The 26,975-nt window shown below is 71.2% G+C and carries 23 protein-coding genes; 13 read left to right on the top strand and 10 right to left on the bottom strand.

The window, feature by feature from the left end; genetic code table 11:
• Nucleotides 1–5: 5 nt before the first annotated feature.
• Nucleotides 6–1,574 carry an MBOAT family O-acyltransferase gene (locus ABT340_RS00795; RefSeq protein ID WP_352008537.1) on the bottom strand — a complete coding sequence of 523 codons (1,569 nt, stop codon included), beginning with the start codon at nucleotides 1,572–1,574 and terminating at the stop codon, nucleotides 6–8.
• A gap of 437 nt (nucleotides 1,575–2,011) precedes the next feature.
• Nucleotides 2,012–2,500, bottom strand: coding sequence for a VOC family protein (locus ABT340_RS00790; protein ID WP_352008536.1), 489 nt, complete (start codon nucleotides 2,498–2,500; stop codon nucleotides 2,012–2,014).
• Nucleotides 2,501–2,783: 283 nt separating this feature from the next.
• Here ABT340_RS00790 and ABT340_RS00785 point away from each other — a divergent pair, with 283 nt between their 5' ends.
• Nucleotides 2,784–7,697 (top strand): ATP-dependent helicase, encoded by a 4,914-nt coding sequence (locus tag ABT340_RS00785; RefSeq protein ID WP_352009437.1) that lies wholly within the window; start codon nucleotides 2,784–2,786, stop codon nucleotides 7,695–7,697.
• Between the two features lie 127 nt (nucleotides 7,698–7,824).
• Here ABT340_RS00785 and ABT340_RS00780 read toward each other — a convergent pair whose 3' ends face one another.
• Complete coding sequence (locus ABT340_RS00780) at nucleotides 7,825–9,501, bottom strand: hypothetical protein (RefSeq protein WP_352008535.1); 1,677 nt, start codon at nucleotides 9,499–9,501, stop codon at nucleotides 7,825–7,827.
• A gap of 352 nt (nucleotides 9,502–9,853) precedes the next feature.
• On the opposite strand from ABT340_RS00780, the gene ABT340_RS00775 reads away from it, so the two are divergent.
• From ABT340_RS00775 to ABT340_RS00765, 3 genes are all read left to right on the top strand, one after another.
• Complete coding sequence (locus tag ABT340_RS00775; protein ID WP_352008534.1) at nucleotides 9,854–10,102, top strand: hypothetical protein; 249 nt, start codon at nucleotides 9,854–9,856, stop codon at nucleotides 10,100–10,102.
• A 205-nt stretch (nucleotides 10,103–10,307) separates the two neighbouring features.
• Nucleotides 10,308–11,291 carry a MarR family transcriptional regulator gene (locus ABT340_RS00770; protein WP_352008533.1) on the top strand — a complete coding sequence of 328 codons (984 nt, stop codon included), beginning with the start codon at nucleotides 10,308–10,310 and terminating at the stop codon, nucleotides 11,289–11,291.
• Between the two features lie 94 nt (nucleotides 11,292–11,385).
• Nucleotides 11,386–12,921, top strand: a complete 1,536-nt coding sequence (locus ABT340_RS00765; protein ID WP_352008532.1) for an NAD(P)-binding domain-containing protein — start codon at nucleotides 11,386–11,388, stop codon at nucleotides 12,919–12,921.
• Between the two features lie 29 nt (nucleotides 12,922–12,950).
• Here ABT340_RS00765 and ABT340_RS00760 read toward each other — a convergent pair whose 3' ends face one another.
• Together ABT340_RS00760 and ABT340_RS00755 are read right to left on the bottom strand one after the other, a co-directional pair.
• The gene (locus tag ABT340_RS00760; RefSeq protein WP_352008531.1) at nucleotides 12,951–13,652 is read right to left on the bottom strand and encodes a type 1 glutamine amidotransferase domain-containing protein; all 702 of its coding nucleotides are present in this window, start codon (nucleotides 13,650–13,652) and stop codon (nucleotides 12,951–12,953) included.
• A gap of 73 nt (nucleotides 13,653–13,725) precedes the next feature.
• Nucleotides 13,726–14,601, bottom strand: coding sequence for an NAD(P)-dependent oxidoreductase (locus ABT340_RS00755; protein WP_352008530.1), 876 nt, complete (start codon nucleotides 14,599–14,601; stop codon nucleotides 13,726–13,728).
• A 96-nt stretch (nucleotides 14,602–14,697) separates the two neighbouring features.
• Between ABT340_RS00755 and ABT340_RS00750 the strand changes: the two genes are divergently transcribed.
• On the top strand, nucleotides 14,698–15,054 hold the full coding sequence (locus tag ABT340_RS00750; RefSeq protein ID WP_352008529.1) for a winged helix-turn-helix transcriptional regulator: 357 nt from the start codon (nucleotides 14,698–14,700) through the stop codon (nucleotides 15,052–15,054).
• Nucleotides 15,055–15,120: 66 nt separating this feature from the next.
• On the opposite strand, the gene aspS is transcribed toward ABT340_RS00750, so the two are convergent.
• On the bottom strand, nucleotides 15,121–16,434 hold the full coding sequence (gene aspS, locus ABT340_RS00745) for an aspartate--tRNA(Asn) ligase (protein WP_352008528.1): 1,314 nt from the start codon (nucleotides 16,432–16,434) through the stop codon (nucleotides 15,121–15,123).
• 594 nt (nucleotides 16,435–17,028) lie between these two features.
• On the opposite strand from aspS, the gene ccmA reads away from it, so the two are divergent.
• The 6 genes from ccmA to ABT340_RS00715 all read left to right on the top strand — a co-directional run bounded on the left by ccmA (nucleotide 17,029) and on the right by ABT340_RS00715 (nucleotide 22,822).
• On the top strand, nucleotides 17,029–17,652 hold the full coding sequence (gene ccmA, locus ABT340_RS00740; protein WP_352008527.1) for a heme ABC exporter ATP-binding protein CcmA: 624 nt from the start codon (nucleotides 17,029–17,031) through the stop codon (nucleotides 17,650–17,652).
• On the top strand, nucleotides 17,649–19,136 hold the full coding sequence (locus tag ABT340_RS00735; protein ID WP_352008526.1) for a DUF6297 family protein: 1,488 nt from the start codon (nucleotides 17,649–17,651) through the stop codon (nucleotides 19,134–19,136). Before ccmA ends, ABT340_RS00735 begins: the two co-directional genes overlap by 4 nt.
• Nucleotides 19,137–19,164: 28 nt before the next feature.
• Nucleotides 19,165–20,538 (top strand): MFS transporter, encoded by a 1,374-nt coding sequence (locus ABT340_RS00730; protein WP_352008525.1) that lies wholly within the window; start codon nucleotides 19,165–19,167, stop codon nucleotides 20,536–20,538.
• A 55-nt stretch (nucleotides 20,539–20,593) separates the two neighbouring features.
• Nucleotides 20,594–21,415 carry an aminoglycoside 3'-phosphotransferase gene (locus ABT340_RS00725; protein ID WP_352008524.1) on the top strand — a complete coding sequence of 274 codons (822 nt, stop codon included), beginning with the start codon at nucleotides 20,594–20,596 and terminating at the stop codon, nucleotides 21,413–21,415.
• A gap of 164 nt (nucleotides 21,416–21,579) precedes the next feature.
• Nucleotides 21,580–22,044, top strand: a complete 465-nt coding sequence (locus tag ABT340_RS00720) for a hypothetical protein (RefSeq protein WP_352008523.1) — start codon at nucleotides 21,580–21,582, stop codon at nucleotides 22,042–22,044.
• Nucleotides 22,045–22,492: 448 nt separating this feature from the next.
• A complete protein-coding gene (locus ABT340_RS00715) occupies nucleotides 22,493–22,822 on the top strand; it encodes a hypothetical protein (protein WP_352008522.1) in 330 nt (109 codons plus the stop codon).
• Nucleotides 22,823–22,841: 19 nt separating this feature from the next.
• On the opposite strand, the gene ABT340_RS00710 is transcribed toward ABT340_RS00715, so the two are convergent.
• Entirely contained in the window at nucleotides 22,842–23,963 is a 1,122-nt protein-coding gene (locus ABT340_RS00710; RefSeq protein ID WP_352008521.1) for an FAD-dependent oxidoreductase, read from the bottom strand.
• A gap of 62 nt (nucleotides 23,964–24,025) precedes the next feature.
• Here ABT340_RS00710 and ABT340_RS00705 point away from each other — a divergent pair, with 62 nt between their 5' ends.
• Nucleotides 24,026–24,478, top strand: a complete 453-nt coding sequence (locus tag ABT340_RS00705; RefSeq protein WP_352008520.1) for a MarR family winged helix-turn-helix transcriptional regulator — start codon at nucleotides 24,026–24,028, stop codon at nucleotides 24,476–24,478.
• 13 nt (nucleotides 24,479–24,491) lie between these two features.
• Here the strand turns inward: ABT340_RS00705 and ABT340_RS00700 are convergent, their stop codons facing one another.
• From ABT340_RS00700 to ABT340_RS00690, 3 genes are read right to left on the bottom strand one after another with little or no spacing between them, the layout of a single operon-like run.
• Nucleotides 24,492–25,208, bottom strand: a complete 717-nt coding sequence (locus ABT340_RS00700) for a GntR family transcriptional regulator (RefSeq protein WP_352008519.1) — start codon at nucleotides 25,206–25,208, stop codon at nucleotides 24,492–24,494.
• A 37-nt stretch (nucleotides 25,209–25,245) separates the two neighbouring features.
• Complete coding sequence (locus ABT340_RS00695; RefSeq protein WP_352008518.1) at nucleotides 25,246–25,788, bottom strand: GntR family transcriptional regulator; 543 nt, start codon at nucleotides 25,786–25,788, stop codon at nucleotides 25,246–25,248.
• An 18-nt stretch (nucleotides 25,789–25,806) separates the two neighbouring features.
• Nucleotides 25,807–26,544 (bottom strand): GntR family transcriptional regulator, encoded by a 738-nt coding sequence (locus ABT340_RS00690; RefSeq protein ID WP_352008517.1) that lies wholly within the window; start codon nucleotides 26,542–26,544, stop codon nucleotides 25,807–25,809.
• Between the two features lie 163 nt (nucleotides 26,545–26,707).
• On the opposite strand from ABT340_RS00690, the gene ABT340_RS00685 reads away from it, so the two are divergent.
• Complete coding sequence (locus ABT340_RS00685; RefSeq protein ID WP_352008516.1) at nucleotides 26,708–26,932, top strand: hypothetical protein; 225 nt, start codon at nucleotides 26,708–26,710, stop codon at nucleotides 26,930–26,932.
• Nucleotides 26,933–26,975: the final 43 nt, after the last annotated feature.

The raw sequence follows: 26,975 nt of genomic DNA, 5'->3' as shown, positions 1-26,975 counted from the left end.
CTCTCTCAGAACTGGTAGTACAGGAACGGGCTGAAGGTGCCCGCGGCGACCAGGACGGCGGAGTAGGGGGCGGCCACCCACGTCACCACGACGCGCGCCGCCACCGCCGTACGGCCCCGCCCCGCCTCGACCAGGCGGCCGAGTGTGAACGAGGCCGGCAGCAGCACCACGCCCAGCGCCAGCGCGAGGGTGAGCGTCCGCTGGTGGTTGAGCGCGAAGGCCGTGAACTCGTCCAGGCCGCCGGGCCGCCAGCCGAACATCGCCTGGAGGACGTCGACCGCCCCGGTCATCGTCTCCGCCCGGAAGAACACCCAGCCGACCACGACCAGCAGGAAGGTCACGGCACGACGCAGCACCGCGGTCGTGACGGTGCCCGGCGGGCGGTCCCAGCCCAGCAGCCGCTCGGCGACCAGCAGGCCTCCGTGGTACAGACCCCAGACGAGGAATGTCCAGTTGGCGCCGTGCCAGAAGCCGCAGAGCACGAAGATGACCAGCAGGTTGCGGTAGGTGACCAGGGTGCCCCGGCGGTTGCCGCCGAGCGGGATGTAGACGTAGTCGCGGAACCAGCGGGACAGGGACATGTGCCAGCGCCGCCAGAAGTCCGTCACCGAGTACGCCGAGTACGGCCGGTCGAAGTTCTCCGGAAGCCGGAAGCCCAGCATCATGCCCAGGCCGATGGCCATGTCGGAGTATCCGGAGAAGTCGAAGTAGATCTGGAGCGTGTAGGCCACGGCCCCCAGCCAGGCGGTCGGGGTGGTGATCTGGCCTCCGGCGTGGGCGAACGCGGCGTCCGCGACCGGGGCGATCGTGTCGGCGACGATCACCTTCTTGGCCAGCCCGAGGGCGAACCGGGGGAAGCCCGCGGCGAAGTCGGCGTACCGGTCACGCCGGGTGTCGGAGAGCTGCTCGGAGATCTCGTGGTACCGGACGATCGGCCCGGCGATGAGCTGGGGGAACATCGCGATGTAGGTGACGAACCGCACCGGACTCCGCTGGGCTGGCCTGCTGCGCCGGTAGACGTCCACCACGTAGGACAGGTGGTGGAAGGTGAAGAACGATATGCCGATCGGCAGGGCGAGGCTCACGATCGGGCTGTGCCCCAGTCCCAGGGCGCTCGACAGGGCGTCGATCTGACGGCTGGCGAACCCGGCGTACTTCCACACCCCCAGGATCGTGAGGTCCCACACGATCGTCGTGACCAGCAGGCCCCTGCGTGTCCGCGGACGTTCCCTGAGCCGCTCCGAGTCCAGGGCGAGGCCCATGGCGTAGTTCACGGCGATCACCGACAGCAGCAACGCCGTGTACGGCCCCGCCCCCCAGGTGTAGAAGACCAGGCTGACCACCGCGACGAGGGAGTTGCGCCAGTGCGAGGGGAGCACCCAGTAGGCCAGCAGCGTGACCGGCATGAAGAACCACAGGAACAAGGAGGAGGAGAACGACATCGGTGTCCCGGAGAGAAGGATGAGGGGGCCGGGCTGGGCCTTTCGGGAAAGGTGCGCGGCCAGGTGCGGGACCTTGGACTCCGCGGTCGCCTGCGCGGTCAGGCGGACGGGAAACCGGAACGAGATCCGCATATGTCACGGGAATCCATGGGACGCGCTCGACCATGGTTTCCCCTTCGGCGGTTTCCGGCGCGCGAAAGGACCGGCCAAGGACCTTCGGCGGCGATTCAGTTCACCCTATCCGCGCTTTTGGTCATGACATGACCGAATGACAGAGCGCACGCCATGCTACCGAAGACCACGTTCTTCCGAGATACGCATTCCTCCAGATCAACGCGACGGCCGTACTATCCGGGCGTTTCTCCGGACTTCACACCGGGAGCATGGAAACGAGGACGCGTCACGCGAAAACTCCTCTCAGGTGCGGCCTTTCCGAACCGAAGACGGGAGAGCAGGCGGTTTCCCGTGTTTCACGGCATTCCCAGGGCCGCGACCGTCCGGTGTCCGACGGGGGCGCGGATCCACGACCTGTCAGGGCGCAAGGGCCTTCCCACCCGGGAAGGCCCCCGTCACAGGACGTGTGAGCCGTACATCTCGCCGAGGGGGTCGGCGAGCAGTTCCAGGCGGGTGCCGTCGGGGTCCCGGAAGTAGATGGAGGCGCCGCTCTCGATCTGGTGCGGTACCCCGGCGGCCTCCAGCTTGCCGCGCAGTCGTTCCCAGGTGGCCGGATCGACGGACAGGGCGATGTGGTGCAGGCCGCCGAGCACCTCCCGGTAGGGGCCGACGTCCAGGCCGGGAAAATCGAAGAAGGCCAGCAGGTTGCCGTTTCCCACGTCGAAGAAGAAGTGGTTCGAGCCTCGGTAGTCGCGGTTCTCGACGATCTCGGTGAGGGGGAACTCCAGCAGGTCCTGATAGAAGGCGATCGTGGTCTCGACGTCCGAACAGAGCAGCGCGACGTGGTGCAGGCCTCTGACGCTGCTCGGCGGACGGTGATCCCTGAGGTGCTCCGCCCTGATTCGTTCACGTGCCGCCTCGATGGCGGGGTGGTCGATGCTCATCGCGCACGCTCACCGGCTTGGTTGCTCACCTGGGATCTATCTCCGCCTTGATGGTGGATGAACCTTTTCTGACTCATGCCCCACTTCCGGGCCCCGGCTGGCATCACAAATTTGGATAAAAGCTATTAAGGACGACTTATTGTGATCTTTCCCCCTATCAGTGGGGTGAGGGAGTGGGACGGATTCTGTCGGTGGCGCCGTGCACCATGGAGCGGTGGCCGGGCCGTCCGGCCGGGACGAGACGAGGGGGCGATCTCACGTGCGTGAGGCGGACACCGATCCCATGGGCGGGGCGCTCAGTCTCTTCACCCCCGTGACCAGGCAGTGGTTCACCGGAGCCTTCTCCGCCCCGACCGCCGCGCAGGAGGGCGCGTGGGCGTCCATCGCCCGGGGCGACGACACTCTCGTGGTCGCGCCGACGGGGTCGGGCAAGACCCTGGCCGCGTTCCTGTGGTCACTCGACCGGTTGGCGGCGCGGGCGGAGGAACGGACGGAGGAGGAGCCCTCCCGGCGGTGCCGGGTGCTCTACGTGTCCCCGCTCAAGGCGCTGGCGGTCGACGTCGAGCGCAACCTCAGGGCACCGCTGGCCGGGTTGCGGCAGACCGCCCGGCGGCTCGGGCTCCCGGTGCCGGAGATCTCGGTGGCGATCCGCTCGGGCGACACCTCCGCCGAGGAGCGCAGACGTTTCGCCGCCAAACCGTCCGACATCCTCATCACCACCCCGGAGTCGCTGTTCCTGCTGCTGACCAGCAAGGCCCGTGAGGCGCTGCGCGGGGTCGAGACCGTCATCCTCGACGAGGTGCACGCGGTCGCGGCGACCAAGCGCGGCGCGCACCTGGCCCTCAGCCTCGAACGGCTCGACGCCCTGCTCGCCCGCCGCGCCCAGCGCGTCGGGCTGTCGGCGACGGTGCGCCCGGTGAGCGAGGTCGCCACCTTCCTCGGCGGCGGGAAGCCCGCCGTGGTGGTCCAGCCGCCCTCGGACAAGGTGATCGAGGTCGAGGTCGTCGTCCCCGTCGAGGACATGACCGAGCTCGACGCCCCGGTACGGCCGGCCGACCCCGCCGACGAGGAGCGGTGGCCGGCCGGTCCCGCGCCCAGACGCTCCATCTGGCCACACGTCGAGGAGCGGTTGTTCGACCTGATCGGGCGGCACCGCTCGACGATCGTGTTCGCCAACTCGCGGCGGCTGGCCGAACGGCTGTGCACCCGCCTCAACGAGCTGGCCTGGCAGCACGGGGCGGGCTCCCAGCCGGAGCCGGAGGCCGGGGAGCCCGCCCACTGGGCCGAGGGCTTCCCCACTCCCCCCGGCGCCCCCGCGCCCCCGGCCTCCCTGGCGACCCCGGCGGCGATGATGGCGCAGGCCGGTGCCTCGAAGGGAGCCCTCCCTGAGATCGTGCGGGCCCACCACGGCTCGGTCTCCAAGCAGGAGCGTTCCCAGATCGAGGAGGCTCTGAAGTCGGGGCGGCTGCCCGCGGTGGTGGCGACCTCCAGCCTGGAGCTCGGCATCGACATGGGCTCGGTCGACCTGGTCGCCTGCGTCGAGTCGCCGCCGAGCGTGGCCAGCGGCCTGCAGCGCATCGGCAGGGCCGGTCACCAGGTCGGGGCCGTCTCCCGTGGCGTGATCTTCCCCAAATACCGGGGCGACCTGGTCCAGACCGCCGTGGTCGCCGAGCGGATGCGCGACGGGCGGATCGAGGAGCTGCGCTACCCGCGCAACCCGCTCGACGTGCTGGCCCAGCAGATCGTGGCGATGACGGCGCTCGACGACTGGACGGTCGACGAGCTGGAGACGGTGGTACGGCGTGCCGCGCCGTACCACGGGCTGCCCCGCAGCGCGCTTGAGGCGACGCTCGACATGCTCGCCGGGCGTTACCCCAGCGAGGAGTTCGCCGAGCTGCGGCCGCGTGTCGTGTGGGACCGGGTCACGGGCACGCTGAGCGGGCGCCCCGGCTCCCAGCGGCTGGCGGTGACCAACGGGGGCACGATCCCGGACCGGGGGCTGTTCGGCGTGTTCCTCGCCGGGGAGAAGTCCTCCCGGGTGGGCGAGCTGGACGAGGAGATGGTCTACGAGTCCCGCGCCGGGGACGTGTTCGTGCTGGGCGCGACCTCGTGGCGGATCGAGGACATCACGGCCGACCGGGTCCTGGTCTCCCCCGCCCCGGGCCGGCCGGGCAAGCTGCCCTTCTGGCACGGTGACAGCGCGGGCCGCCCTGCCGAGCTGGGCAGGGCGATCGGCGAGTTCCTGCGTGAGATGTCCGCCGCGGGCGCGGACTCGGGCGGCGGGAAGACCACGGAGTCGTCCGCCTCCGGCGGCCCGGACCCGGCCGACACGACGCGGAGGCGGCGGAGGCCGGGGCGGGGTTCGGAGGGGGGCGGCGACGCGGCGCGCGAGGCCGCCCTGTCCCGCATCCGGGCGGCCGGGCTCGACGAGCTCGCCGCCGCGAACCTGCTGTCCTACCTGGCCGAGCAGCGGGAGGCGACCGGTTACGTGCCGGATGACCGGACGTTGCTGGTCGAGCGGTTCCACGACGAGCTCGGCGACTGGCGGGTCGTGGTGCACTCGCCGTACGGCGCCAGGGTGCACGCGCCGTGGGCCCTGGCGATCGGGCGACGGCTGCGGGAGCGCTACGGCACCGACGTCCAGGCGGTGCACTCCGACGACGGCATCGTGCTGCGCGTTCCCGACACGCTCTCCGGGCCTCCCTCGGACATCGCGGTCTTCGACCCCGACGAGATCGAACGGATCGTCACCGAGGAGCTCGGCGGTTCGGCGCTGTTCGCGGCGCGTTTCCGCGAGTGCGCGGGCCGGTCGCTGCTGCTGCCCAAGCGCACGCCTGGCAGGCGCACCCCGCTGTGGCAGCAGCGGCAGCGGGCCTCGCACCTGCTCGACGTCGCCGGAAGATACGCCTCCTTCCCCGTGGTGCTCGAGACGATGCGCGAGTGCCTGCAGGACGTGTTCGACGTCCCCGGGCTGGCCGGGCTCATGCGCGACATCGCGGCCAGGCGGGTGCGGCTGGTCGAGGTCGAGACCGGGCAGGCGTCGCCGTTCGCGGCGTCGCTGATGTTCAACTACGTGGGCGCGTTCATGTACGAGGGGGACGCCCCGCTGGCGGAGCGCCGGGCCCAGGCGCTCGCCCTCGACACGAGCCTGCTGGCCGAGTTGCTCGGCCAGGCCGACCTGCGTGAGCTGCTCGACCCCGACGTGATCGCCGACACCGAGCGGGAGCTCGCACGGCTCGACCGGCCGTTGCGCGACGCCGAGGACCTGGCCGACCTGCTCCGCTCACACGGCCCGCTGGTCGCGGCGGATGTGAGCCTGCGTGAGGGCGACCCGGCCTGGCTCGGCGCGCTTGAGGCCGCCAGGCGGGCGATCAGGGTGCGGATCGCCGGGCAGGAGCAGTGGGCGGCGATCGAGGACGCCGCCCGGCTGCGTGACGCGCTCGGCGCGCCGTTGCCCGTCGGGGTGCCGCACGTGTTCCTCGAACCGGTCGAGGACCCCCTCGGCGATCTCGTCTCCAGGCACGCCCGTACGCGCGGGCCGTTCTCGGCGGACACCGCCGCCGCGAGGTTCGGTCTCGGGCCCGCCGTCGTCACCGACGCGCTGCGCCGCCTGGCCGTCCACGGCAGGGTGGTGAACGGGGAGTTCAGGCCCGGGGGCCGGGGTGAGGAGTGGTGCGACGGCGGGGTGCTGCGGACCCTGCGCCGCAGGTCGCTGGCCAGGCTCCGCAAGGAGGTCGAGCCGGTTCCCCCGGAGGCCCTGGCCGCCTTCTCCCCCGCCTGGCACGGCATCACCGGCGGTCAGCAGCGGGGCAGGCCGCCCATCGACGCGCTGGCCGGGGCCATCGAGCAGTTGCAGGGGGCGGCGGTGCCCGCCTCCGCGCTGGAGACGCTGATCCTGCCCTCGCGGGTGCCCGGATACGACCCCTCGATGCTCGACGAGCTGACCTCCTCCGGCGAGGTCGTCTGGGCGGGTCAGGGGTCGCTGCCCGGTGGAGACGGCTGGGTCGCGCTGTACTTCGCCGACACCGCCCCGCTGCTGATGCCCGATCCGGTGGAGATCACCATGACACCGGTGCACGAGCGGGTGCTCGACGTCCTGAACGGCGGGGGCGCGTTGTTCTTCCGCGACCTGTCCGGCCGGGTCGGCTCCCTGATGCCGGGCGCGGTCCCGGACGACGGCGCGCTCGCCGCCGCGCTGTGGGACCTGGTGTGGGCGGGGCGGATCACCGGTGACACGCTCGCGCCGCTGCGCGCCACGCTCGGCACCGGGCGTCCCGCCCACCGCAGGGCGCCTTCGCGCAGCAGGCGCGCGGTGCTTCCCAGCCGGAGCGGCCCGCCGACCGTCGGCGGGCGCTGGTGGTCGTTGCCCGCCCCGTCGCAGGACGCGACCCAGCGCGCGCACGCCCAGGCGGAGGTCCTGCTGGAACGGCACGGCGTGGTGACCCGTGGCGCGGTCGCCGCCGAACGGCTGCCCGGTGGGTTCGCCGCGGTCTATCCCGTGCTGCGCGCCTTCGAGGAGAGCGGCCGGTGCCGCAGGGGTTACTTCGTCGAGGGGCTCGGCGGGGCGCAGTTCGCGCTGGCCGGCGCGGTCGACCGGATGCGCGCGACCTCGGCACCGCCCGTCCGCCCGCCCGTCTCCCCATCCGCCGTCCCGCCCGCCACCTCGCTCGACGATCCGGCCGCCGGGGTGTCTTCGGACCCGTGGCGGACCGGCCCGCCGGTCATGGACCCCGGGGGTGAGAGCGAGTGGGGCGGAGGGTCCTGGGGAGCTCGGGGCGGAGGGCCGAGGGGTGCGATGTCACAGGGTGCGGTGCCACGGGGTGAGGCCTCGCGGCGGGCGGTCGTGTTGGCGGCGACCGACCCGGCCAACCCGTACGGCGCCGCCCTGCCGTGGCCCGCGCACCCGGGAGAGGTGTCTCACAAACCGGGCAGGAAGGCGGGTTCCCTGGTGGTGCTGGTCGACGGGCACCTGGTTCTCTATGTGGAACGCGGTGGCAGGACCCTGCTGTCCTTCGCCGACGGCGACGTCCTGCAGCCCGCGGTCGACGCCCTCGCGCTGGCCGTACGCGACGGGGCGCTGGGCAAACTGACCGTCGAACGGGCCGACGGCACCGCCATCAACGACTCCCCGCTGGGTGCCGCCCTCGAATCCGCCGGATTCCACCCGACCCCCAGGGGGTTGCGTCTGCGCGCCTGACCCGGCGCCGTCCCGTGCGGCGGAGTGCGTGCGGCGCGGATCGCGTCCGCCCCCGGAGGTCCGAGAGGCACCCTGAGACGTCACGGACGAAGGTGTGGGTCATGGGCCGTCATGGCCTTCGTGGCCTTCACCGGGACGGTTCGGGGCGGCGTTCGGTGAGGGCGAGGCTCAACGCCAGGCAGAGCAGCGGGACGGCGGGCAGCCAGTACCTGCTGTCGTAGGCGGTGACGGCCACCGGGCACACGATGAGGGCGAATGCCATGGCCAACGGCAACGCCCCGGCCGGTGTGGCTCTCCTGCCCGTCTCCGAACCCTGCACCTTCGAACCCCGGGTCTCCGAACCCCGGGTCTCCGAATCTTGAGCCTCCGGATCCCGGGTGCCCGAGCCCGGGGCGTCCGAGCTCTGGGCGAACCGGCTTTCGGCACCCTGGCTTTCGGCGCTCCGGGTTCGAACGCCCTGGATTCCGACGCCTCGGATCCGGGCTCGCCAGGTTCGGGCGCTCCGGGCTCGGGTGTTCGGGATGAGACGGGTCGCGCAGGCCAGGAGGGCTCCCGCCGCGAGGGCGCCGAACAGCGGTCCGGGCAGGAAGCCGAAGGACTGGTAGGCACGCATCACCCCCGCCGCGGGCTCGACGACCCGGGTCTCCGGCCGTCCGTGCCCGTAGGCCAGCAGGTCGGCCCTGATGCCTCCACCGGGGATCCTGACCCCGTCGGGCAACGGACCTTCGGTGTTGGGCAGGACGTAACGGTTGTAGACGACCGGCGCCGCACCCGGCACCGGTCCTCTTCGCCAGCTCAGCGTCCTGCGCAGATCCTCACCGACCACCCGGAGATAGTCCAGCGGCTGGGCGAGGACGGCGCGCCGGGCCAGGTCTCCCGCCAGGGCGTCGATCCTCGGCTGGAACAGGTCCGCGCGGGTGACGACGGGGTGGCCGGGCACCCGGCGCAGGGGCGACCAGTCCGACCAGATGAAGTACGGCGAGGCCGGGCGCGAACCGACCGGCTGGGACGGGCACAGGACGGCCTCCTCCTGCGGCGGCCTGATCCTCCGGCAGTCGGCGAACGGCATGGTCCTGGCCCACAGCCACACGCCGTTGCCCCCGTTGAGCGCGGGGGTGCCGTGCCAGGCGCCGTACCACGCGGCGTAGCCGCCGAGCGGGACCGCGACCGCGACCAGCGCCGTGAGCAGGGCTCGGGCGCCCGCGCGGGCGACCAGGAGGTAGGCGGCGAGCAGCGGGAGCAGCACGAGCCCGATCGAGCGGGTGAGCGCCGCGACGGCCAGCAGCAGCCCGGCCGTGGCCGCGCGGCCGGGGGTGACCCCTGGCGTCCAGAGCACGACCGCGACGGCGACGACCACCAGGAACGTGAAGGGGACGTCGCTCAGGATCGTGTGCTCGAAGAAGATCTGGTAGGCGTCGAGAAGGACGGGGGTGGCTGCGAGCACCGCCCACCCCGCCCGTGTCCCGGCCGCCCTGCGGCGGACGAGCGCGTAGATCGCCGTCCCGGTCGCCAGCCCCATCAGATGCTGGAGGATCGCGACGGCGGCGAAGCTGTGCAGCGGTCGCAGGAGCCACAGCAGCAGGGAGTAGCCGCTGGGACGGACCTCGTAGGGCTGCGGCCGTTCGGCGACGCCCACGTAGTCGAAGGAGTCCTCGAACCACACGACCGGCGAGTAGCCCATGACGGTGAGAACACGCAGCGCCACCGCGACCAGCAGGACGGCCAGGAAGAGCCGGTGCCGCCTGGGCGAAGGGACCTGTGGGCGAACGCGGGCATTCTTCCGTTCCGGACTGACAGCCTTCATGATCGCTTTTATATATTGACGTAAGGGTATTCGTGATCTTTTGTGGGGTACATGCATCCCAGAAAAGCGATCTAGGGATTTTTCCCCCGAGCCACCGCCGCCACCCTGTGGCTTTTAATACGTATTTTCGGGATATATCCCTGAAAGTCTGGTTACCCAGGAACCCCCGGGAGCCCCGAAGAACGGCTGAACGGCGTCGCTCCGTTGAGCGACGCCGTTCAGGCGGTACGGCCCCCACGCCCCCGCGGGGTCGTACCGCTCGGCCGTGTCCTGCTGACGGCTCCCTTCGGGCTCACGCCGTCAGGCGGCTGACACGGCCGCGGACGGCGGTGTTGGGCCCGCCGCATCCCTCATGGGCGAGCCGTCCGCCGCCCCCTGCGGCGCCGGTGCCGTGTTCGGGCGCGCGATGGAGCCACGCGCTCGCCGGGCCTCGGCGACCGGCGCCCCGCCCGTCCCGCCACTCGCCGCGACCTGCGCGGCCGTACCGGCATGGCTGTACCGGTACGTCGAGCGGGACGGTCACCTCCGGCACCGGACGGCGCTCACCGTCATCCCCCGGCGAGCACCCCCGGAGCTCAGGAAACCGTACGAACCCCCGTGAAACGCATGATCCCCTCCTGCCCCGCGCACGGACCGGACGGGAGGCACCCCCGTTCGAGCCGCGCAGAACAAGCATCGCGAACGGCAAAATCAACCACAATCATTAAAATGATCCTTAAAAGGTGCGCACTCCCGGGATCGGGACAAAAATATGGCTTCAGCGGGACGGGACATCCACCGCGGAAGCACCGAAAGGGGAGCACCCTATGCAGGGGTTTTCCGAACTCCGCCTCGGGCGCCTGGACGAGGTCAAGGTTTCGGTCGTGCTCCATCCCGGGGCCACGCTGCTGTCGCTGACGGCCGGGACCCTGGGGGGCCGTCCACACGGCGTCCCACGGCACTGGCAGAAGGCGGTCATGTCCGCCGCCCCGCGCAACGCGGCCGAGGTGCTGCGCCCGCTGTTCGCCCCGTCCTTCTCGGTCATCCCCGACTGCGTCAGCCCGGCGGTCTCGATGTCGGAACCCGACGCCGACACCCATCTGGAGCGGCTGGCCGACCTCTCCCCCGACACCCTGCTCGCCGAACTCGAAACGGAGTTCCAGCCTGCCGTCCCCGCCCAGTGGCGGCCCGTCGTCGAACGCCCCGGCGCGTGGATCCACGCCTACTCGCACCTCATGCGCGTGCTGTGGCAGGAGTTCAGGCCGGTCTGGCGCCGGGCGGACAGCCTGCTCAAGCGGGAGCGGGAGCGGATCGGGGCCGCCACGGTCACCGACCGCCTTGAGACGGTCATGGGCAACCTCAGCCCGCGCTTCCACTTCTCCGGCACCACGCTCGGCCTTCCCGACCAGCAGGCCAAGCGGTTCGACCTGGCCGGACGTCGGCTCGCCCTGGTGCCGATCGTGTCGGGCAACGGCGCGAGCATCTTCGCCTTCGACGATCCCGGGATGGTGTGGATCGGCTACCCGCTGCCCGCGCTGGGGGTGCTGTGGGACGACGGCGACCAGAAGGACGCCCCGCCCGACTCCCTGGCCCTCACCCTGGGGCAGGCCCGTGCCGCCATCCTGCGGGCCGCCGGGGCCTCGCTCACCATGAGCGAGGTCGCCTCCCTGCTGCGCTCGACCCCCGCCGCGGCGACCTACCACTGTGCCCAGCTTGAGGCCGCGGGACTGCTGGACCGCGAGCGACACGGCCGCCACGTACGCGTCAGGGCGACCGCGAAGGGCGAGGCGCTGGTCGCCCTGCTCGCCTGAGCCGTACGCGCCGGGACGAGACACACGGGGATGACTCCTCGCCGGAGGTGGGTATCCCACATGGGCCCGTACAACCTCCAGAAAGGCCGGCCCCGTGATCCAGGAACATCGTTACGTCGTGGTCGGCGCCGGGCCCGCGGGGTTGCAGATCGGCTACTTCCTGCAGGAACGGGGCGCCGACTACGTGATCGTCGAGCGGGAGCGGTCCGCGGGTGACTTCTTCGCCCGCTTTCCCCGGCACCGGCGGCTGATCTCGATCAACAGGGCCCGGGACTGGTCAGACGATCCGGAGCTCAGGCTGCGCTGGGACTGGAACTCGCTGCTGAGCGACGATCCGTCCCTGCTGTTCCCCGCCTACAGCGACGACTACTTCCCCTCCCCCGACGATCTGCGGCGCTATCTCGCCGACTTCCACACCACCCACGACCTGCGGGTCGCCTTCGGCACCGGGATCAGCCGGGTGACCTGCAAGGAGGAGGGGTTCCGGCTCGAAACGGAGGGCGGCGGCCAGTTCCAGGCCGAGTGCCTGATCTGGGCCTGCGGATGGGGCGGGCCGTACGTTCCCGACATCCCCGGCATCGAGCACGCCGAGGGGTATGAGGACATGACGGTCGATCCCGAGTCGTTCCTCGGCAAACGGGTGCTGATCCTGGGCAAGGGCAACGCGGCCTTCGAGACGGCGCACGCGCTGCGCGACCACGCCTCGGTGATCCATCTGGCCAGCCCGAGACCGGTCAGGCTCGCCTGGAACTCCCGGCATCCGGGGGACGTGCGCGGCTGTCACGGCACGCTGCTCGACAGCCACCACTTCAGCTCGCTGCACGCGCTGCTCGACTGCTCGGTCGAGCGGATCTCCTTCGACGGCGCGGTCTACACCGCCGACGTCGTCCACAACCACGCGGGCGGCGGCCCGGAGAGGCTGGAGTACGACGCGGTGCTGCGCTGCACCGGCTTCCGGATGGACACCGAGGTGTTCGCCGACGAGCTGCGGACCCTCCCCGGCGGGAGGCTGCCCGCGCTCACCTCCGACTGGGAGTCGGCCGGTCTCCCCGGGCTCTACGTGGCGGGCACCATGATGCAGGCCCGGGACGCCAGGCGGGGTTCCTCGGCGTTCATCTACGGTTTCCGCTACAACCTGCGCACGCTCAGCCGCCTGCTCGCCGAGCGCTACGACGGGGTACGGCTGCCGCGCACCCCCGTCCCCCGGCCCGCGCTGACCGGGACGGTCCTCGACCGGGTCAACCGCAGTTCGGCCCTGTGGGCGCAGGCGGGCTACCTGGTCGACGCCCTGGTGATCACCGAGCACGGCATCGAGTGCTACGAGGAGCTTCCCGAGGACTACGCCGTCGAGCGCTTCGGAGATCTGGTGACCATCGGCCTGTGGCAGAGCAGGGAGCCCGGCCCCGACGACCTGGAGGCCGTCGCGCTGGGGGCCGAGCGGCTCCCGCTGCCCGAGGGGGTGACCCGCGGCGCCGGAGGCGGGGCCATCCATCCGGCGGTACGGGTCTTCAGGAACGGCGTGCTGACCGGCGAGTTGCACCTGCCCGACAGCGTGGCCGCCCGGTGGCGGGACCCGGAGCGGCACGTGGCGCCGCTCGACCGCTTCTTCGACCGGCTGCTGCCCCGGTGAACGCACCCGTGTGAGCCCGTACGGCGTGCTCAGGCGGGCTGGAGCCGTCTGACGACGGCCTCGGCGACCCCTCTGGCGCTGCCGGGGTTCTGGCCGGTGATCAGCCGGTCGTCCTCGACGACGTGGGCCTCGAACGGCCTGCCGGCGACGCTGTAGTGGGCTCCGAGCCTCTTCAGCTCCTCCTGGAGGCTGTAGGGGACGGCGTCGTCGCGGCCGGCCGCCTCCTCCTCCGGCCAGGAGAAGCCGGTGACGTCCCTGTCCCTGACCAGCGGCTCCCCGTTCGAGAGCGTGACGTTCAGCAGCCCGCAGGGGCCGTGGCAGACGGCCGAGACCACGCGTCCGCTCTCGTGGAACCTGGCGACCAGCGACTCCAGGTCGTCACTGCGCGGGAAGTCGAACATGACCCCGTGCCCGCCGGTGAGATAGATCGCGTCGTAGTCCTCGACGTCGACGTCGGCCACCTTCCTGGTGTCGTCGAGGAGGTTCATGAACCTCCTGTCCCGATAGCGCCGTTCCGTGCCCAGTTCCGCCAGCACGTCGTGGGCCAGGCTCTCCGGGTCGATCGGGATCGTGCCGCCGGACGGGCTCGCGATGTCCAGGGAGAACCCGGCCCGCTCGGCGTGGTCCCAGAAGTGCGTCAGCTCCCCCAGCCACAGGCCCGTCCGCATGCCCGCCTTCTCGTACTCGCCGACGTTGGTGACGACGACCAGGATTCTCTTCGTCGCTGACATGTCCGCTCCTTCGCGCGGGAACCCCTCCGTTCCGCCGGGTTACCCGCACCAAAACCCCACAAACCGCCCAGGGTCAGCGGAGGAGCAGATCGACCACCCCCGCGGTGCCCTCGTCGCCGTGGCCGTCGGCCAGGCGGCGTTCCATCAAGGTCGTGAACGGGGTGATCAGTTCGGCGCTGATCCCCTGCTCCTCGGCCGTCCGCAGCATCGTCGCGTTGCCCTCGACCATCATGGCGAGGTTGGAGGTCACGTTCCTGGTGTAGTCGCCGCTCTCCAGATGGTCGGCGATGCCGTAGGTGTAGGAGGCCATGGCGGTGAGCCAGGCCACCAGCGTGGGGGCGAACTCCTTCGGCGAGATGTCCTTCTCCCGGCGCAGCAGGGCGAAGGCGTGCGTGACCCCGGCGAACATCCCGGTCATCGCGCTCAGCAGCGCCACGTCCTGCAGCGCGGCGTACCCGGCGTCCTCCCCGACGTGAACGGGCCGCGCCGGTACGGCCAGCGTGTCCCGGTGCTCGTCGAGGAGGTCGCGGGAGCCGCTGTAGAAGATGAAGGCCCCCGACTCCGGGGCGCCGATCATCGGGGGGACCGCCATGACGCCGCCGTCCAGGAAACGGGCGCCGCGTTCGGCGGCCCAGGCGGCGCGGGCGCGTCCCTGCCCGGGGGTGCCGGTGGTGAGGTTGACCAGGTCCTTGCCCGTCAGGTCGGCGCCGTCCAGGGCCTCCCCGACCGAGGCGTCGTCGAGCAGGCAGGTCACCACGAGGCGGTTGGCGGCCACCGCCTCCGCCGCGCTCCCTGCGATCCGCGCGCCCCGCCCGGCGAGCGCCTCGGCCCTGCCCGGGGTACGGTTCCAGACGGTCAGCCGGTGACCGGCGGTCAGCCAGGCCTGGGCCAGCGCGGTGCCCATGGCGCCGAGGCCGAGCAGAGTGAGTCCGGAAGTGTTGTCGTTCATGCCTACTAGGCTGGATCCCGGTCCCCGGAACGATCAAGTACGCACTTCGAAGTGGGTGCTTACCCCGGGGTGAGTGAGCAGGCAGGAGGGCTGGAGATGGCGACCGTACCCAGGCCGGGGGCGTACGTCTGCGGGATCGACGCGGCGATGGACGTGATCGGCGGCAAGTGGAAGGTCCTGATCCTCTGGGCGCTCGACAAACGGCCGTGCCGCTTCGGCGAGCTGCGCAGGCTGGTGCCGGGGGTGACCGAGAAGGTGCTCGCCTCCCACCTGCGCGAGCTTGAGGGGGACGGCATCGTGCACCGTGAGGTGTACGCCGAGGTGCCGCCCAGGGTCGAGTACTCCCTGACCCCGCTGGGCGCCTCGCTCAACGCGGCGCTGGGCCCGCTGGGCGCCTGGGGCAGGGAGCACCTGCTCGGCGGTGCGGAGGAGAGCGCCGAGCGGGCCTCCTGACCAGGCGGCCACGCCGTACGGCCCGGCCCCAGCGGGAACCGGGGCGGGCCGTACGGGAGGGAGACGTCAGGGGTTCAGGCGGTGCAGGTCACGGGGGAACAGCGTCGCGCGGCGGACGTTGTCGGCGCCGGTCAGCCTGGCGGTCCACCGTTCGAGCCCCAGGGCGAACCCGCCGTGCGGCGGCATGCCGTGCCGGAAGGCCGACAGATACCCCTCGTACGGCTCGGCGGACTCGCCCTTGGCGGCCAGGACGGCGAGATAGTCCTCGTACCGGTGCAGACGCTGACCTCCGGTGACCAGTTCGAGGCCCCGGAAGAGCAGGTCGAAGCTGTTGGAGTACTCCGGCCTGCCCGGCTGGGGATGGGTGTAGAACGGCCGCTTGACCATCGGGTAGCCGGAGACGAACAGGAACTCGCTGCCGTGCTCGTTCAGCGCCCACTCCGACAGCCAGCGCTCGTGGGCCGGGGCGAGGTCCGGCTCCCCCCTGGGGTCCTCGGCGGTGTGGGCGGCGATGAGCTCCTGCGCCTCGGCGAAGTGGATCTCCGGGATGCGCTCGGGCACCTTGGGCAGCGCGACGTCCAGCAGCGCGCACTCCTCGCCCGCCTGACGCGCGACGGCCTCCGTCATGCCCGCCAGCACCTCGCGCAGCACCGCCATCACGTCCCGGTGGTCGGTGACGAACCCGAGCTCCGCGTCCAGCGAGGTGTACTGGGCCAGGTGCCGCGCGGTGTCGTGCGGCTCGGCCCGGAAGACCGGGCCGGTCTCGTAGACCCGTTCGAAGACCCCGACCATGGCCTGCTTGAAGAACTGCGGAGACTGCGCCAGGTAGGCGGGGGTGCCGAACCAGTCGATCGCGAAGACGTTGGCGCCCGACTCGGTCGCCGAGGCCACCACCTTCGGCGTGTGGATCTCGGTGAAGCCGAGACCGTCGAGCGCCGCCCTGAAGCCCGCGACCGAGGCGGCCGAGATGACGTGCGGCGCGCGCAGCGCCGGGTGGCGCAGCGTGACCGGGGCGTGGTCGAGGATGGTCGGCAGTGTCGCGGGCACCCCGGGCCGGTAGAGGTCGAACGGCGGGGCCTCGGCGGGCCCCGACAGGGCGACGACCTCCGGGGAGGTCAGCTCGACCCCTCCGGGAGCCTGTGGGTTGGCGGTCACGGTCCCGGTGACGCTCAGGACCGTCTCCTCGGGGTGGCCGTCGGCCTCGGCCATGGCCTCGGGGCCGGTGAAGACGGCCTGGGCCAGGCCTGACCGGTCCCGCAGGATGAGGAAGACCACCGATTTCAGGGTCCGTCCCCGGTGCAGCCAGCCCTGGACGGTGACCCGGTCGCCGATTCGCCGTGGAAGCTCGGCGGCCAGGGTACGAGTGGATGTGGAGATCATCACAAACCTCAACTCAGTGAGTGGTGATCCCTTGGGAGTGCGGGCGAGAAGGGAACTCGCGGTGCCACCGCACTTTCGCCGCCGTCACGACGGCCTCGACGGCCCGATCACGGGGGCCGGCCGGCGGGGCATTGGGCGCGCACGCCGTTTCTCCCCGCACTCGGGAGGGTCTTCACCCCCGGGGACAGGTCCGCCTTCGCAGCTTCCGGCGGCTCTCTCCGACCTGTCCGTGCCCGGGGACTACTCGTCTCCGTCAACGCGTTGCCGGAAGGTTACGTTCGCTCCGCCGCCCACCGCAACCGCACGCGCCGCCGGGCCCCGCTCATGGCGGGAGGACACGCCCTAGTCTGTGGGCGTGCCGGAATCACCGATCTTGACGAACCCCCTCCAACGCCAGCCGCACTCGGCTGGGATCGTCGGCGCCCACAGCTGGAGCGTCGACCCGCGAAACCAGCGGTTCGAGCTCCCCGGGAGCCGTCCGACCACCCGCGCCCTCTCCTGCCCGCCCGGCGGCGTCACGCCCGGCACGACCTCAGGACCGTGGGCCTGGGCCGGCCCTTCCGGCGTGACCGAAACCGCCCCGGACTCGTGACCGTGGAAGCGACCCTGACCGCGTGTGACGTGCGGGTGGACCTGGGCGGGCAGGCGGTGCTGCGCGGAGTCGGCCTGACGGCGGGCCCCGGGGAGATCGTGGCCGTCATCGGGGAGAACGGCGCGGGCAAGTCGACGCTGCTGCGCTGCCTGGCCGGACTGGAGATCCCGGCGGACGGCCGGGTCCTGGTGCTGGGCGAACCTCCGGCGGACACCGCGGGATTCTGGCGCGAGGTGGCGCTGGCCGGCGACGAGCCCGCCTGGTATCCGGGGCTGAGCGTCCGGGAGCACCTGGAGCTGGTGGCGACCGTACACGGTGGCGGGCGGATGGACACCGGGACGGCCCTCGCCGCGTTCGACCTTGAGGGCCGCGCCGACCTGCACCCGCTGACCCTGTCGACCGGGCAGCGCCAGCGGGTCTCACTGGCCGCGACACTGGTCAGGCCGAGCCGCCTGCTGCTGCTCGACGAGCCGGAACGCGGCCTTGACGCCGCCTTCCGCGACCGCCTGGCGGACCTCCTGCGTGAGTACGCCACGCGGGGCGGCGCCGTCGTCATGGCCACCCACGACCTCGCCCTCGCCGAGGCCTGCGGCGCCCGCCTGGTCAGGCTGGAGGCGGCGCGATGAGACGCTGGCAGGACCGGTACACGACGTTGTTCGGCGTCGCCATGGCGCTCGCGGTCCTCGGCAGGCCGGTCGCCTCCGTGCTGGAGAACCTCGTCCACCCGGCCGATCCCCGGCAGGTGGGAGCCGGGCTGGCGCTGGTCGCCGTGGCCTACGCGGGCTACCTGGCCGTCGTCAGGGCGGCCGGGCCGGTGGTGCTCGGCGCCGCCGACGCCTCCTGGCGCCTGCTCTCCCCGCTGCCGCGCCGTACCGTCCTGGGCGGGACGGCGCGGACGTTGCTCGTGGTCTCGATCCTGGGCGGGCTGGTGCTGGGCACGACGCTGGTCGCCGTGCTCGGCGCCCCCGACCTGCTCCCCCTGCGGCTGGCGGCCGCGCTGGTGATCGGCCTCGGCGCCGGGCTCGGCGGCATGGCGATGGGGGTCCTCGGTCAGGCCTTCCCCACCTGGGACGCCTGGTTGCAGGCTCTGATCGCCCTCACCGTGGCGGCGGCCGTACTGATGGCCGTGTCGGGTCCGGGGCCCGGCCGGGTGGCGGCCGCTCTCCCCGCCGGGGTGGTCGGCGCGGTCGCCTGCTGTACGGCGGCGGTGGCCGCGTTCCTGGTACGGCGGGCCTGGACGGCGCTCGACCGTGTCCCCGCCCGTGCGATCCTGGCCGCCTCCGCCCGGTCGGGAAGGGTGGCCCAGGCGACCGTGACCCTGGACCCGGGCGCGCTGACCTGGTCGGTCGAGGACAACCACTGGCGGGGCCGGGCGCTGCGCTCGCGCCGCTGGCCGGTGCCGGGCGCCTGGGCGCTGGCCTGGCAGGAGGCCCGCCGCGCCGGACGCCGTCCGGTACGGCTCGCGGTGCTGGCCGGTGCCGCCGCGCTGCCCGCCCTGGCCGTGACCGCCGGGTTATCCCAGGTGGCCGTCGCGCTGACGGCCATGGGCACGCTCGCCGCGGCGGTCTCCGTCACCTCCGGTGCCCGCCGTGACGGTGACAATCCCGCCCTGCTGCGGGCGCTCGCCGTCGGTCCCCGTACCGCGCTGGCCGTACGGGCTCTGCCGCCCGCCCTGTTCGGCGCCTGCTGGCTGGGGGCGGCCCTGGCCGGGCTGAGCGTCTCGGGTGCCCTCGGCACGGGCACGTGGTGGCCGCTGCTCGGTCCGGCCTGCGGCCCCGTCCTGGCGGTCGCGGCGCTGCGGATGGCCAGGAGGCGCCCGATCGACCACTCCATGCCGGTCATCGACACTCCGGGCGGCGCGATTCCCACGGGGCCGCTGCTGTGGGGGCTGACCGGCGTCGACCTCGCCCTGCCCGGTTGCGCGCCCGCCCTGCTGGCCCTGGCCGTACGGCCCGCCGACCCGCTGCCCTTCCTGGTGGCGCAGACGCTGACCGGCCTGGCGCTCCTGGGCGGCTACGTCGCGCTGTCCGCAGGCGGTTCCCGGAGGCGGCCCACCCGGAACGGGCGCGCACCGGCGGCGGGTTCGTCCTCGCCCAACCGGAGACCCTGATGGCCGCACCGCCCCCGGTCGAGCGCCTGTGACGCGGGACTCCGCCTTCTCCTGGCGGTTCGTGGCGCCGTTGTTCACCGGATCGACGATCAACGCGGTCAACACCTCCCTCATCGCGACCGCGCTGGTCCCGGTCGCCGCCGCCGTGCGCGTCCCGGTCGGGCGGACCGCGGTGCTGGTCTCCGCGCTCTATCTGGCGGGCGCCATCGCCCAGCCGACCGGCGGGAAGCTCGCCGAGGAGTTCGGGGCCCGCCGTGTCTTCCTGACCGGCCTGCTGATCGTCCTGGCGGGCGGCGTCGTCGGCGGGACGGGGCGGAGCCTGACCGCCCTGGTTGTGGCCAGGACCCTGATCGGTGTGGGCAGCTCGGCCGTCTACCCCTCGGCGATGCTGCTCGTCCGGCGCCGCGCGGAGGCGGCGGGCCTGACCGCGCCGCCCGGTGGCGTGCTCGGCGGCCTGATGCTCGCCGGTTCCGCCACCGCGGCCCTCGGTCTTCCCATCGGCGGCGTCCTGGTCGACGCCTGGGGCTGGCGGACCACGTTCCTGGTCAACCTGCCCGTCGCGCTCGCGGCCCTGGTCATGGCCCTGCTGTGGATTCCCGCCGACCCGCCGGTCGAGGGGCCGGTGACGCCCCGGCAGCTCGCGGCCCGCGTCGACGTGGCGGGCATCGCCGGGTTCGGCGGGGCGATGGCCGCCCTGCTGGTCTTCCTGATGGAGCTGCCGCGTCCCAACTGGACCGCCCTCTGCCTGGCCGTACTGCTCGGGGCCGGGCTCGTGTGGTGGGAGCTGCGGGCGAGCCGTCCCTTCATCGACATGCGCCTGCTGCGCGCCAATCCGGCGCTCACCCGCACCTACCTGCGCTGGGCCGTGGCGTCACTGTGCGTCTACACCGTCCTGTACGGCCTCACCCAGTGGTTGCAGGCCGAACGCGGCGTCTCCTCAAAGGAGGCGGGCCTGCTCCTGCTGCCCATGAGCGCGCTTCCCGTCCTGATCGTGCAGCCCATCTCACGGCGCAACCTCGTCCGCGCCCCGCTCCTCGTCTCGGCGTTCTGCTGCCTGGCCGCCTCGATCGGGGTCCTCTCGCTGACCAGGGACACCCCGATCCTCTGGGTCGTCGGCATCACGCTCGCCGTCGGGGTCACCCTGGCCGCGACCTCAAGCGCCAACCAGACCACCCTGTACGCCCAGGCTCCGGCCGCCCAGCTCGGCACCGCCTCGGGGCTGCTGCGCACCTCCGGATTCCTCGGTTCGATCGCCTCGACCGCGCTGATCTCCCTCGCCTTCCACACCCAGGTGAACGACGACCGCCTGCACGTCCTCGCCCTGATCATGGTCGCCGCCTCGGTGGCCGGGCTGGCCCTGGTGCTCACGGACCGCGGGCTCACGACCCGGGCCGACATGTGACCGTGGCTGAAAACCCTTTGTTCCCGGTACGGCGTGCCTGGAAGCATCACGGCCCATGAGCCTTATCGACATCGACGAGATCCCGACCGGCCCGGTGCCCGTACCCGACGTCATCGCGACACTCGCCGGTGACGACGACATCACCCCGGTGTGGCGCAACGAGCTCGGCGGCCTGACGTTCCGGCTCGACGACGGGCGTGGCGGCGTCAGATACGCCAAGTGGATCGCCGTCGGCACCCCGGAGATCGACCTGGCCGCCGAGGCGGAACGCCTGACCTGGGCGCGACACTGGGTGAACGTCCCTCAGGTCCTCGAACACGGCGACGACGCCGACGGCTCCTGGCTGGTCACGGCCGGGCTGGTCGGCCGTTCCGCGGTGGACGACCGCTGGCGTGACGGCCCGGAGGCCTCCGCAGCCGCGGCGGCCGCGATCGGCCGGGGACTGCGCGTCCTCCACGACGCCCTGCCCGTCGCGGAGTGCCCGTTCGACTGGAGCGTCGAGCGGCGGCTCGCCCGCGCTGACGAGCGCGTCGCCGACGGTGAGGGGCCGCAGGACTGGTCCCCCGAACACCGCCATCTCGGCCTCGCCGAAGCCCGGGCGATCATCGGCGACCCTCCGCCGATCGACCGGCTGGTCGTCTGCCACGGGGACGCCTGCGCCCCCAACACCCTGGTGCACGACGACGGCACGTTCGCCGCGCACGTCGACCTCGGCTCGCTCGGGGTGGCCGACCGGTGGGCCGACCTCGCGGTCGCGGCCTGGAGCACCGAGTGGAACCACGGCCCCGGCTACGACCACCTGGTGTACGAGGCCTACGGTGTCGCCCCTGACGAGGAGCGCATCGCATACTACCGCCTGCTGTGGGACCTGGCCTGACCCCTGATGGCGACACGTGAGGGGGCCGTCACGGAAAAGGGCCTTCCTTTCATCGATCCAATGTTGGCAGTAAACCAGCGAAAAATGGCATTTTCCCGGCCTATATCGCTCTCCTGCTTCTGATTTGATCGGTGATGAGGTAATCGCCCAAGGATGGAGTGCACGTGTCAGCTATCAAACGCGTCCTGGCAGCGCTGACCCTTGTCGTCGCGGCCCTCGCGGGCCTTGTCAGTCCAGCCGGGGCGGATGTCGCGAGCGTGAAGGGCGTACCGGCCGCGACGAAGGACATAATCCCCTGGCCTGTGGTCAGCCCCGCCCCGGAGGTCTGGGACACGAAGTCCGACTGGAGCCAGCAGCAGGCCACCGACTGGGTCAACAGTTGCGGGCCGGAGAGGCTCTGCACCTGGATCAGGTACAACGCCGGCAACGGCGACAGGTACGTTCTGTTCCGGTTCTACACCTGCGCGGAGTACGCGCTGACGAGGTGGGGTGGCACGACGCCCTATTTCAACAACCAGAACGTCCGTGTGGAGCTCCGCGACCAGCAGCACAACCCCATCAGGTACTTCGAGCCCGGAGCCAAGTTCATCACGAACTGGGACCCGGTCTGGTTCATCAAGCTCTGCTGACCCCGGATCGTGCCCGGCCGGACCGGACCCGGTACGGATCCACCGGCGCGCGTACGGCGTGAGCCGCCCGACACAGGACCCCAAACGGAACCCCCGGCCACCGGGGGTTCCGTCATTCTCAGGAAAAAGGCCTCTTTTCCCGCCACGGCCTTTATGGGGGATCGCTCAGCTCGTTGACCAGGGTGAAACAGCGGAAACGAAATTCTCCTCGCCTTTCGAGCGTCAAGCACCCGTCCAGAGATTCCGCGCGACCGGGCGTGAGGCCGGCTCCCGTTCAATTCCGGAGAAGCGGGGACCCACGGATTCCCGGTAGCGAGCTCCACGGAAGACATAAGAGCCCTTCGGGGCACACCGGACCGTCACTCACGGGACACGGGTGACCATTGACGACTACGGAGAGTTATCAAACGAAGAAACAGTGGCCCCAGGTTCACGGGAGGTGCCTCCTATGAGGCGACAGATCACCAAAGCCGCCGTCTCCACCGCATGCGCCGTCGCGATGCTCGCCGGCGCGGCGCTTCCGGCCTACGCCGCGACGGGTCGCTTCGTCTACCGGCTTCAGGCCGGGCGGCCCAACCTTCTGGTCAATCCACAGAGCCTCAGGTGCATCGGCCTGTCCGCGTTCGGGCAAACCGTCCTGCTCGTGTCCAACGGCACCGACGAGGTCGCGAACATGTACGTCAACCGCAACTGCACGGGAGCACCCATCCCCGTCGCCCCCGGGGAGCGGCGGGACTTCGACGAGCCCATCTCGGCGGTGATGTTCGTCCCCCGCTGACACCCGGGAAGCGGGTAGGTCATCCCGCCAGGGCCGTCAGGCGGTTGCTGAAGCGGGTGAGCATGGTGGTCTGGGAGGTCTCGGGGAACAGGCGGCCGACCGTCGGCGGGATGCGCCAGTTCGCGGGACTGCGCCTGGCCAGCCGGGAGACCAGCGAGACCTTCGGGTAGCGGGCCCGCTCGTAGGCGCGCAGCCGTACCGGAAGGTCTCCACCCTTGGCGAGTTCGCGGCCGAGCACCCACACGTCCTCAAGGGTCTGGTTGGCGCCCTGGCCCAGGGTCGGCGGCATGGTGTGGGCGGCGTCGCCGATCAGGGTGACGCGGCCCTGCCCCCAGACGGTCCGGACCCTGTTCCAGTGGTGGCCGAAGAACCCGAGGTCCTCCTCCCGCGCGGCGGCCAGCACCTCGGGGACGGGTGAGGCCCAGTGCCCGAAGCGACGCCTCAGCTCGGCCAGCGGTTCCGCGGGCCGTGGGTCGGAGGGCGACCAGCGCACGTCGAACCACCACTGCAGCAGCCCGTCGCCCCCGGGAATCAGCCCGCACGCCCCCTCCTTCCCGGTGATCATCAGGTGGAGGTTGGTGTGGGTGAGGTCGATGTCGATCGGGCTGAGCGCCTGCCAGGTGCCGAAGGTCGCCGTACGGACGACCTCCTCGCCCCAGAGCTGCCGCCGTACCGCCGAGTGATGGCCGTCGGCCCCGATGAGCAGGTCTCCGGTGGCGGTCGTGCCGTCGTCGAAGGTCACGGTGACCTTCTCGTCGTCCTGCGTCACGCTCTGGAAGCCCGTCCCGTAGCGGACGAGTCCCTCGGGCAGCCCTTCGGCGAGACGGTCCAGCAGGATGTTCCGGGAGACCGACTTGTTCTCGAACCCGAACCGGGCGGCGGTGTGAACCAGGTCCATGGTGGTGCGCAACCGGCCACCGGAGGTGAGCGCGTCGATCCTGTCGATGCGCCCTCCCACACCGTCCAGGCTGACACCGAGATCGTTCAGTACGGCGACGCCGTTGCTGAACATGGTCAATCCCGCCCCGCCCGTCCGCCTGGCGGCGGCCCGCTCGAAAACCCGCACCCGATGACCGGCGGCCAGCAGGTGACGCGCCACGGCCAGACCGCCCACGCCGGCACCAACGACAAGGATGTCCATATTTCCTCCAAATCGGAGTATCTCCGATATGAAGATATACCAAGCTGGAGTAGGTTGGCTGAGTGGCCCACAAACATCCGGAAGAGGACATCTACCGCGAGTTCCTGATCGCGGTCGTGCAGCACAACGAGGCGGTGGCCAACCGGCTCGGCCTGCAACCGGCCGACGTCGCCGCCGTCATCCTGCTGGAGATGCGCGGCCCCCTCTCCGTCGGAGCCATCGCCGAGGAACTCGGCCTGCCGTCGGCCTCGACGACCCGGCTGATCGACCGCCTGGAGAAGGCGGGTTACGTACGGCGGGTGCGCGGCGAACGCGACCGCCGTACGGTCACCGTGGAACTGCTCGAAGACGGCTTGGGCGACTACGAGGCCACCCGCGACTCCGCGAGACGCCACCTGGACGCGATCGGCGCGCACTACACCCCGGAACAGATCCCCCTACTGCTGGGCCTGCTCACCCACATAGGCCACGCCTACCGAACCGCCACCCGAGAACTACGCCAGGCCTCGTCCTGACCCGGAGTGGCAATTACTTCCGGTCGTCCATGGAGACCGACTGACGGTAGGACAGCTCGTAGAGGTGTCCCGGCTTGATGATCACGCTTACCTCCACCGGTCGTTCGTCGGCGGAGTACACCGTGCGGAACTGCCGGAGAACGGGAACCCCCTGCGGGATGTCGAGGGCCTCCGCCTCCTCGGTCGTCGGCGGACGAACCGACAGGCGGTCCACGAACTCACGCTCCGGGTAACCGAGGTCGTGCAGAACCTGCGGCGCGCCTCCCCGGATTTTGCCCCGTCCCGCCAAAGGAGTCCCCGCGGCCAGGCTGACCGGGTAGTAGGACCAGGACAGCTCCACCGGCTCGTCCTGGCGAAGTGTCAGCCGGCGCCGCAGCACGGCTCGTTCCTCACCGAGAGCGGCGGCGACATCGGCGGGTGCCGTGACCTCGGCGACATCGAGCAGTTTGTATTTGACCCCTCGTTCGGCCGGGTCGAAGTACGCGGCGGCGTTCACCGTGAACTGGTGACGATCACGCACGAACACCCCCTTGCCCGTCTCACTGACGAGGTACCCCTCCGCCTTGAGGATGCGCCAGGCGGTCTGCACGGCGGTCGTCGAGACGCCACGCTTGGCGGCCAGCGCCGGAATGGACGGAAGCTGCGCGCCGGGCGGAATCTGCCCGGCCATGATCTGAGCACGAAGGTCGGCGGCGATCCGCTCGGACTGGTCTCGGGTATCGGGCTTCACAGCTTCCCTCCGTTGGGATCTCTACAGGAGATCGGCGTCAGTCCACCGGTACGTCGTAGACGAACCGATGACGGCTCGCGTCGAACATCCAGACCGTCACCTCGACCGGCCGGTCGTCGGCGTGGATCGTGCGGACGAGTTCGACCACGGGTGTACCCGGCGGGAGTTCCAGCGTCTCCGCCTCGACCGGAGCCGGCATCCGGGCCACGAGCGCCTCCACCGCGTGGGTCAGCGGCGTTCCGAGAACCTCGGTGAGAGCCGCGTGCACACCCCCGGGAATCTTCTCCGAACGGACGATCCGGGTTCCCTCGACCAGATGAGCCGGAATGTAGGAGTCAGCGGTCGCCGCCGGATGACCGTCCAGCACGACGAGGTGACGCCGTACGACGAGCGGGGTGTCCACTGTGACCTGAAGCACGTCCGCGACATCCGGTGGAGGGGCTGTCACAGCGACCTCCCTGAGGACCAGTTCACGATGAATTCCCTGGTCAGCGGCCTCGGCCTGGAGCGGACTGGTTCCTTCGGGACGCCGGGAACGGAGATGCCGTCTGGAGCCGAAGCGGTCAAACCTTCCTTCCATCCTGAAAGTCCCGATTCTCTAGTTCAGGTCGTGGTCGGCGGAGAGGTCTCGGCCGGGGGCGAGGAAGTCGACGGCGTATTCGGTCGTCTCCTCGTGCTGGTCCCAGTAGTGGTTGGTCATGGTCAGCGCGAGTGTCCCCTCCTCCACCCCGAGCAGTTCTGCCGCGTCCACGGGCACCGGCCTGATGGAGATGACGTCGCGCCGCCGTACGGCACGGCGGCCGGTCCGCTCCTCGACCAGGCCGAAGGTCATGGAGGGCAGCGGTTCGGCGGCCAGCAGTTCGGGGATCACCTCGGCCAGTTCGCCGGGAAGCCACGACGTCGACAACGCCACGGCGCCCGCGTCGTCCTGGTACATCCGGCGACGCCGGATCACGGGAGTCTCGGCCTCGACGCCCAGCGCGTCGGCGACCTCCTCGGGAGCGGGAACGAGGTCGGCACCCAGGATCTCGACCCGTTCTCCAGGACGGTAGCCGCTTCCGGTGGCCCGCAGCATCTGAAGCCGGTCCGGTCCCGTGGTGAGCTTCTTGGGCAGTACGGCGATCGTCCCGATGCCGGGAACCGACGTGGCGTACCCTTCCGCCCTCAGCACGGCGGCGACCCGGGTGGCGGTCGCGGTGGACACACCCTCCTCACGCATGATCGTTCTCACCGAGGGGACGCGGTCGCCCGGCTGGATCTCACCGCTCTCGATCCTGGCTCTGATCTGCGCGGCGATCCGCCTGTACGGGGCCAGCCCCTCAAAACCGTCACCCATCACTAACCACCTGTTCTAGTGCACTCTAGATCACCTGATTGACTTCACTACTGCTCTAGAACACTATAGAGCTGCCCTTCCTCAAAGGCCACTGCCTGCAGCGCAGTAGAGCCGTCCAAAGAAGTTCGGCGAGAGCGCAGCACCGACAACAAGGAGTACCGGCATGGAGAACGTCAACGAGGAGCACGTGCCCCGCGTGTTCGCGCTGGTTCAGGAAGGCTGGGAGGGCGAACAGGCCGAGGTGGTGGCCTACGGGCTGACGTTGCCCTGTGGGCAGGCGGCGACCATCGGGGCCGACGGCCGTGGGCACGGGTTGTGGAACAGCGCGCAGAGCGCCGCCAGGCGGCTGCACTCCGACCTCGTCTGGTTCGGTGACGAGGGCGGGTGAGACGGGCGCGGCGGGGTGGGTGTCCCGGCAAGGGGGTCCGGGG

It is taken from the genome of Streptosporangium sp. NPDC000239, from assembly GCF_040300765.1.
Taxonomy (GTDB): domain Bacteria; phylum Actinomycetota; class Actinomycetes; order Streptosporangiales; family Streptosporangiaceae; genus Streptosporangium.
Note: the sequence above shows the minus strand (reverse complement) of the source record. Positions and strands in the feature narration are given on the sequence as shown.

Bases quoted from the DNA above. Each gene is read 5' to 3' on its own strand.
- ABT340_RS00795 (WP_352008537.1), bottom strand. From the start codon at position 1,574: ATGCGGATCTCGTTCCGGTTTCCCGTCCGCCTGACCGCGCAGGCGACC.
- ABT340_RS00790 (WP_352008536.1), bottom strand. From the start codon at position 2,500: ATGAGCATCGACCACCCCGCCATCGAGGCGGCACGTGAACGAATCAGG.
- ABT340_RS00785 (WP_352009437.1), top strand. From the start codon at position 2,784: ATGGGCGGGGCGCTCAGTCTCTTCACCCCCGTGACCAGGCAGTGGTTC.
- ABT340_RS00780 (WP_352008535.1), bottom strand. From the start codon at position 9,501: ATGAAGGCTGTCAGTCCGGAACGGAAGAATGCCCGCGTTCGCCCACAG.
- ABT340_RS00775 (WP_352008534.1), top strand. From the start codon at position 9,854: ATGGGCGAGCCGTCCGCCGCCCCCTGCGGCGCCGGTGCCGTGTTCGGG.
- ABT340_RS00770 (WP_352008533.1), top strand. From the start codon at position 10,308: ATGCAGGGGTTTTCCGAACTCCGCCTCGGGCGCCTGGACGAGGTCAAG.
- ABT340_RS00760 (WP_352008531.1), bottom strand. From the start codon at position 13,652: ATGTCAGCGACGAAGAGAATCCTGGTCGTCGTCACCAACGTCGGCGAG.
- ABT340_RS00755 (WP_352008530.1), bottom strand. From the start codon at position 14,601: ATGAACGACAACACTTCCGGACTCACTCTGCTCGGCCTCGGCGCCATG.
- ABT340_RS00750 (WP_352008529.1), top strand. From the start codon at position 14,698: ATGGCGACCGTACCCAGGCCGGGGGCGTACGTCTGCGGGATCGACGCG.
- aspS (WP_352008528.1), bottom strand. From the start codon at position 16,434: ATGATCTCCACATCCACTCGTACCCTGGCCGCCGAGCTTCCACGGCGA.
- ABT340_RS00735 (WP_352008526.1), top strand. From the start codon at position 17,649: ATGAGACGCTGGCAGGACCGGTACACGACGTTGTTCGGCGTCGCCATG.
- ABT340_RS00725 (WP_352008524.1), top strand. From the start codon at position 20,594: ATGAGCCTTATCGACATCGACGAGATCCCGACCGGCCCGGTGCCCGTA.
- ABT340_RS00715 (WP_352008522.1), top strand. From the start codon at position 22,493: ATGAGGCGACAGATCACCAAAGCCGCCGTCTCCACCGCATGCGCCGTC.
- ABT340_RS00710 (WP_352008521.1), bottom strand. From the start codon at position 23,963: ATGGACATCCTTGTCGTTGGTGCCGGCGTGGGCGGTCTGGCCGTGGCG.
- ABT340_RS00695 (WP_352008518.1), bottom strand. From the start codon at position 25,788: ATGGAAGGAAGGTTTGACCGCTTCGGCTCCAGACGGCATCTCCGTTCC.
- ABT340_RS00690 (WP_352008517.1), bottom strand. From the start codon at position 26,544: ATGGGTGACGGTTTTGAGGGGCTGGCCCCGTACAGGCGGATCGCCGCG.
- ABT340_RS00685 (WP_352008516.1), top strand. From the start codon at position 26,708: ATGGAGAACGTCAACGAGGAGCACGTGCCCCGCGTGTTCGCGCTGGTT.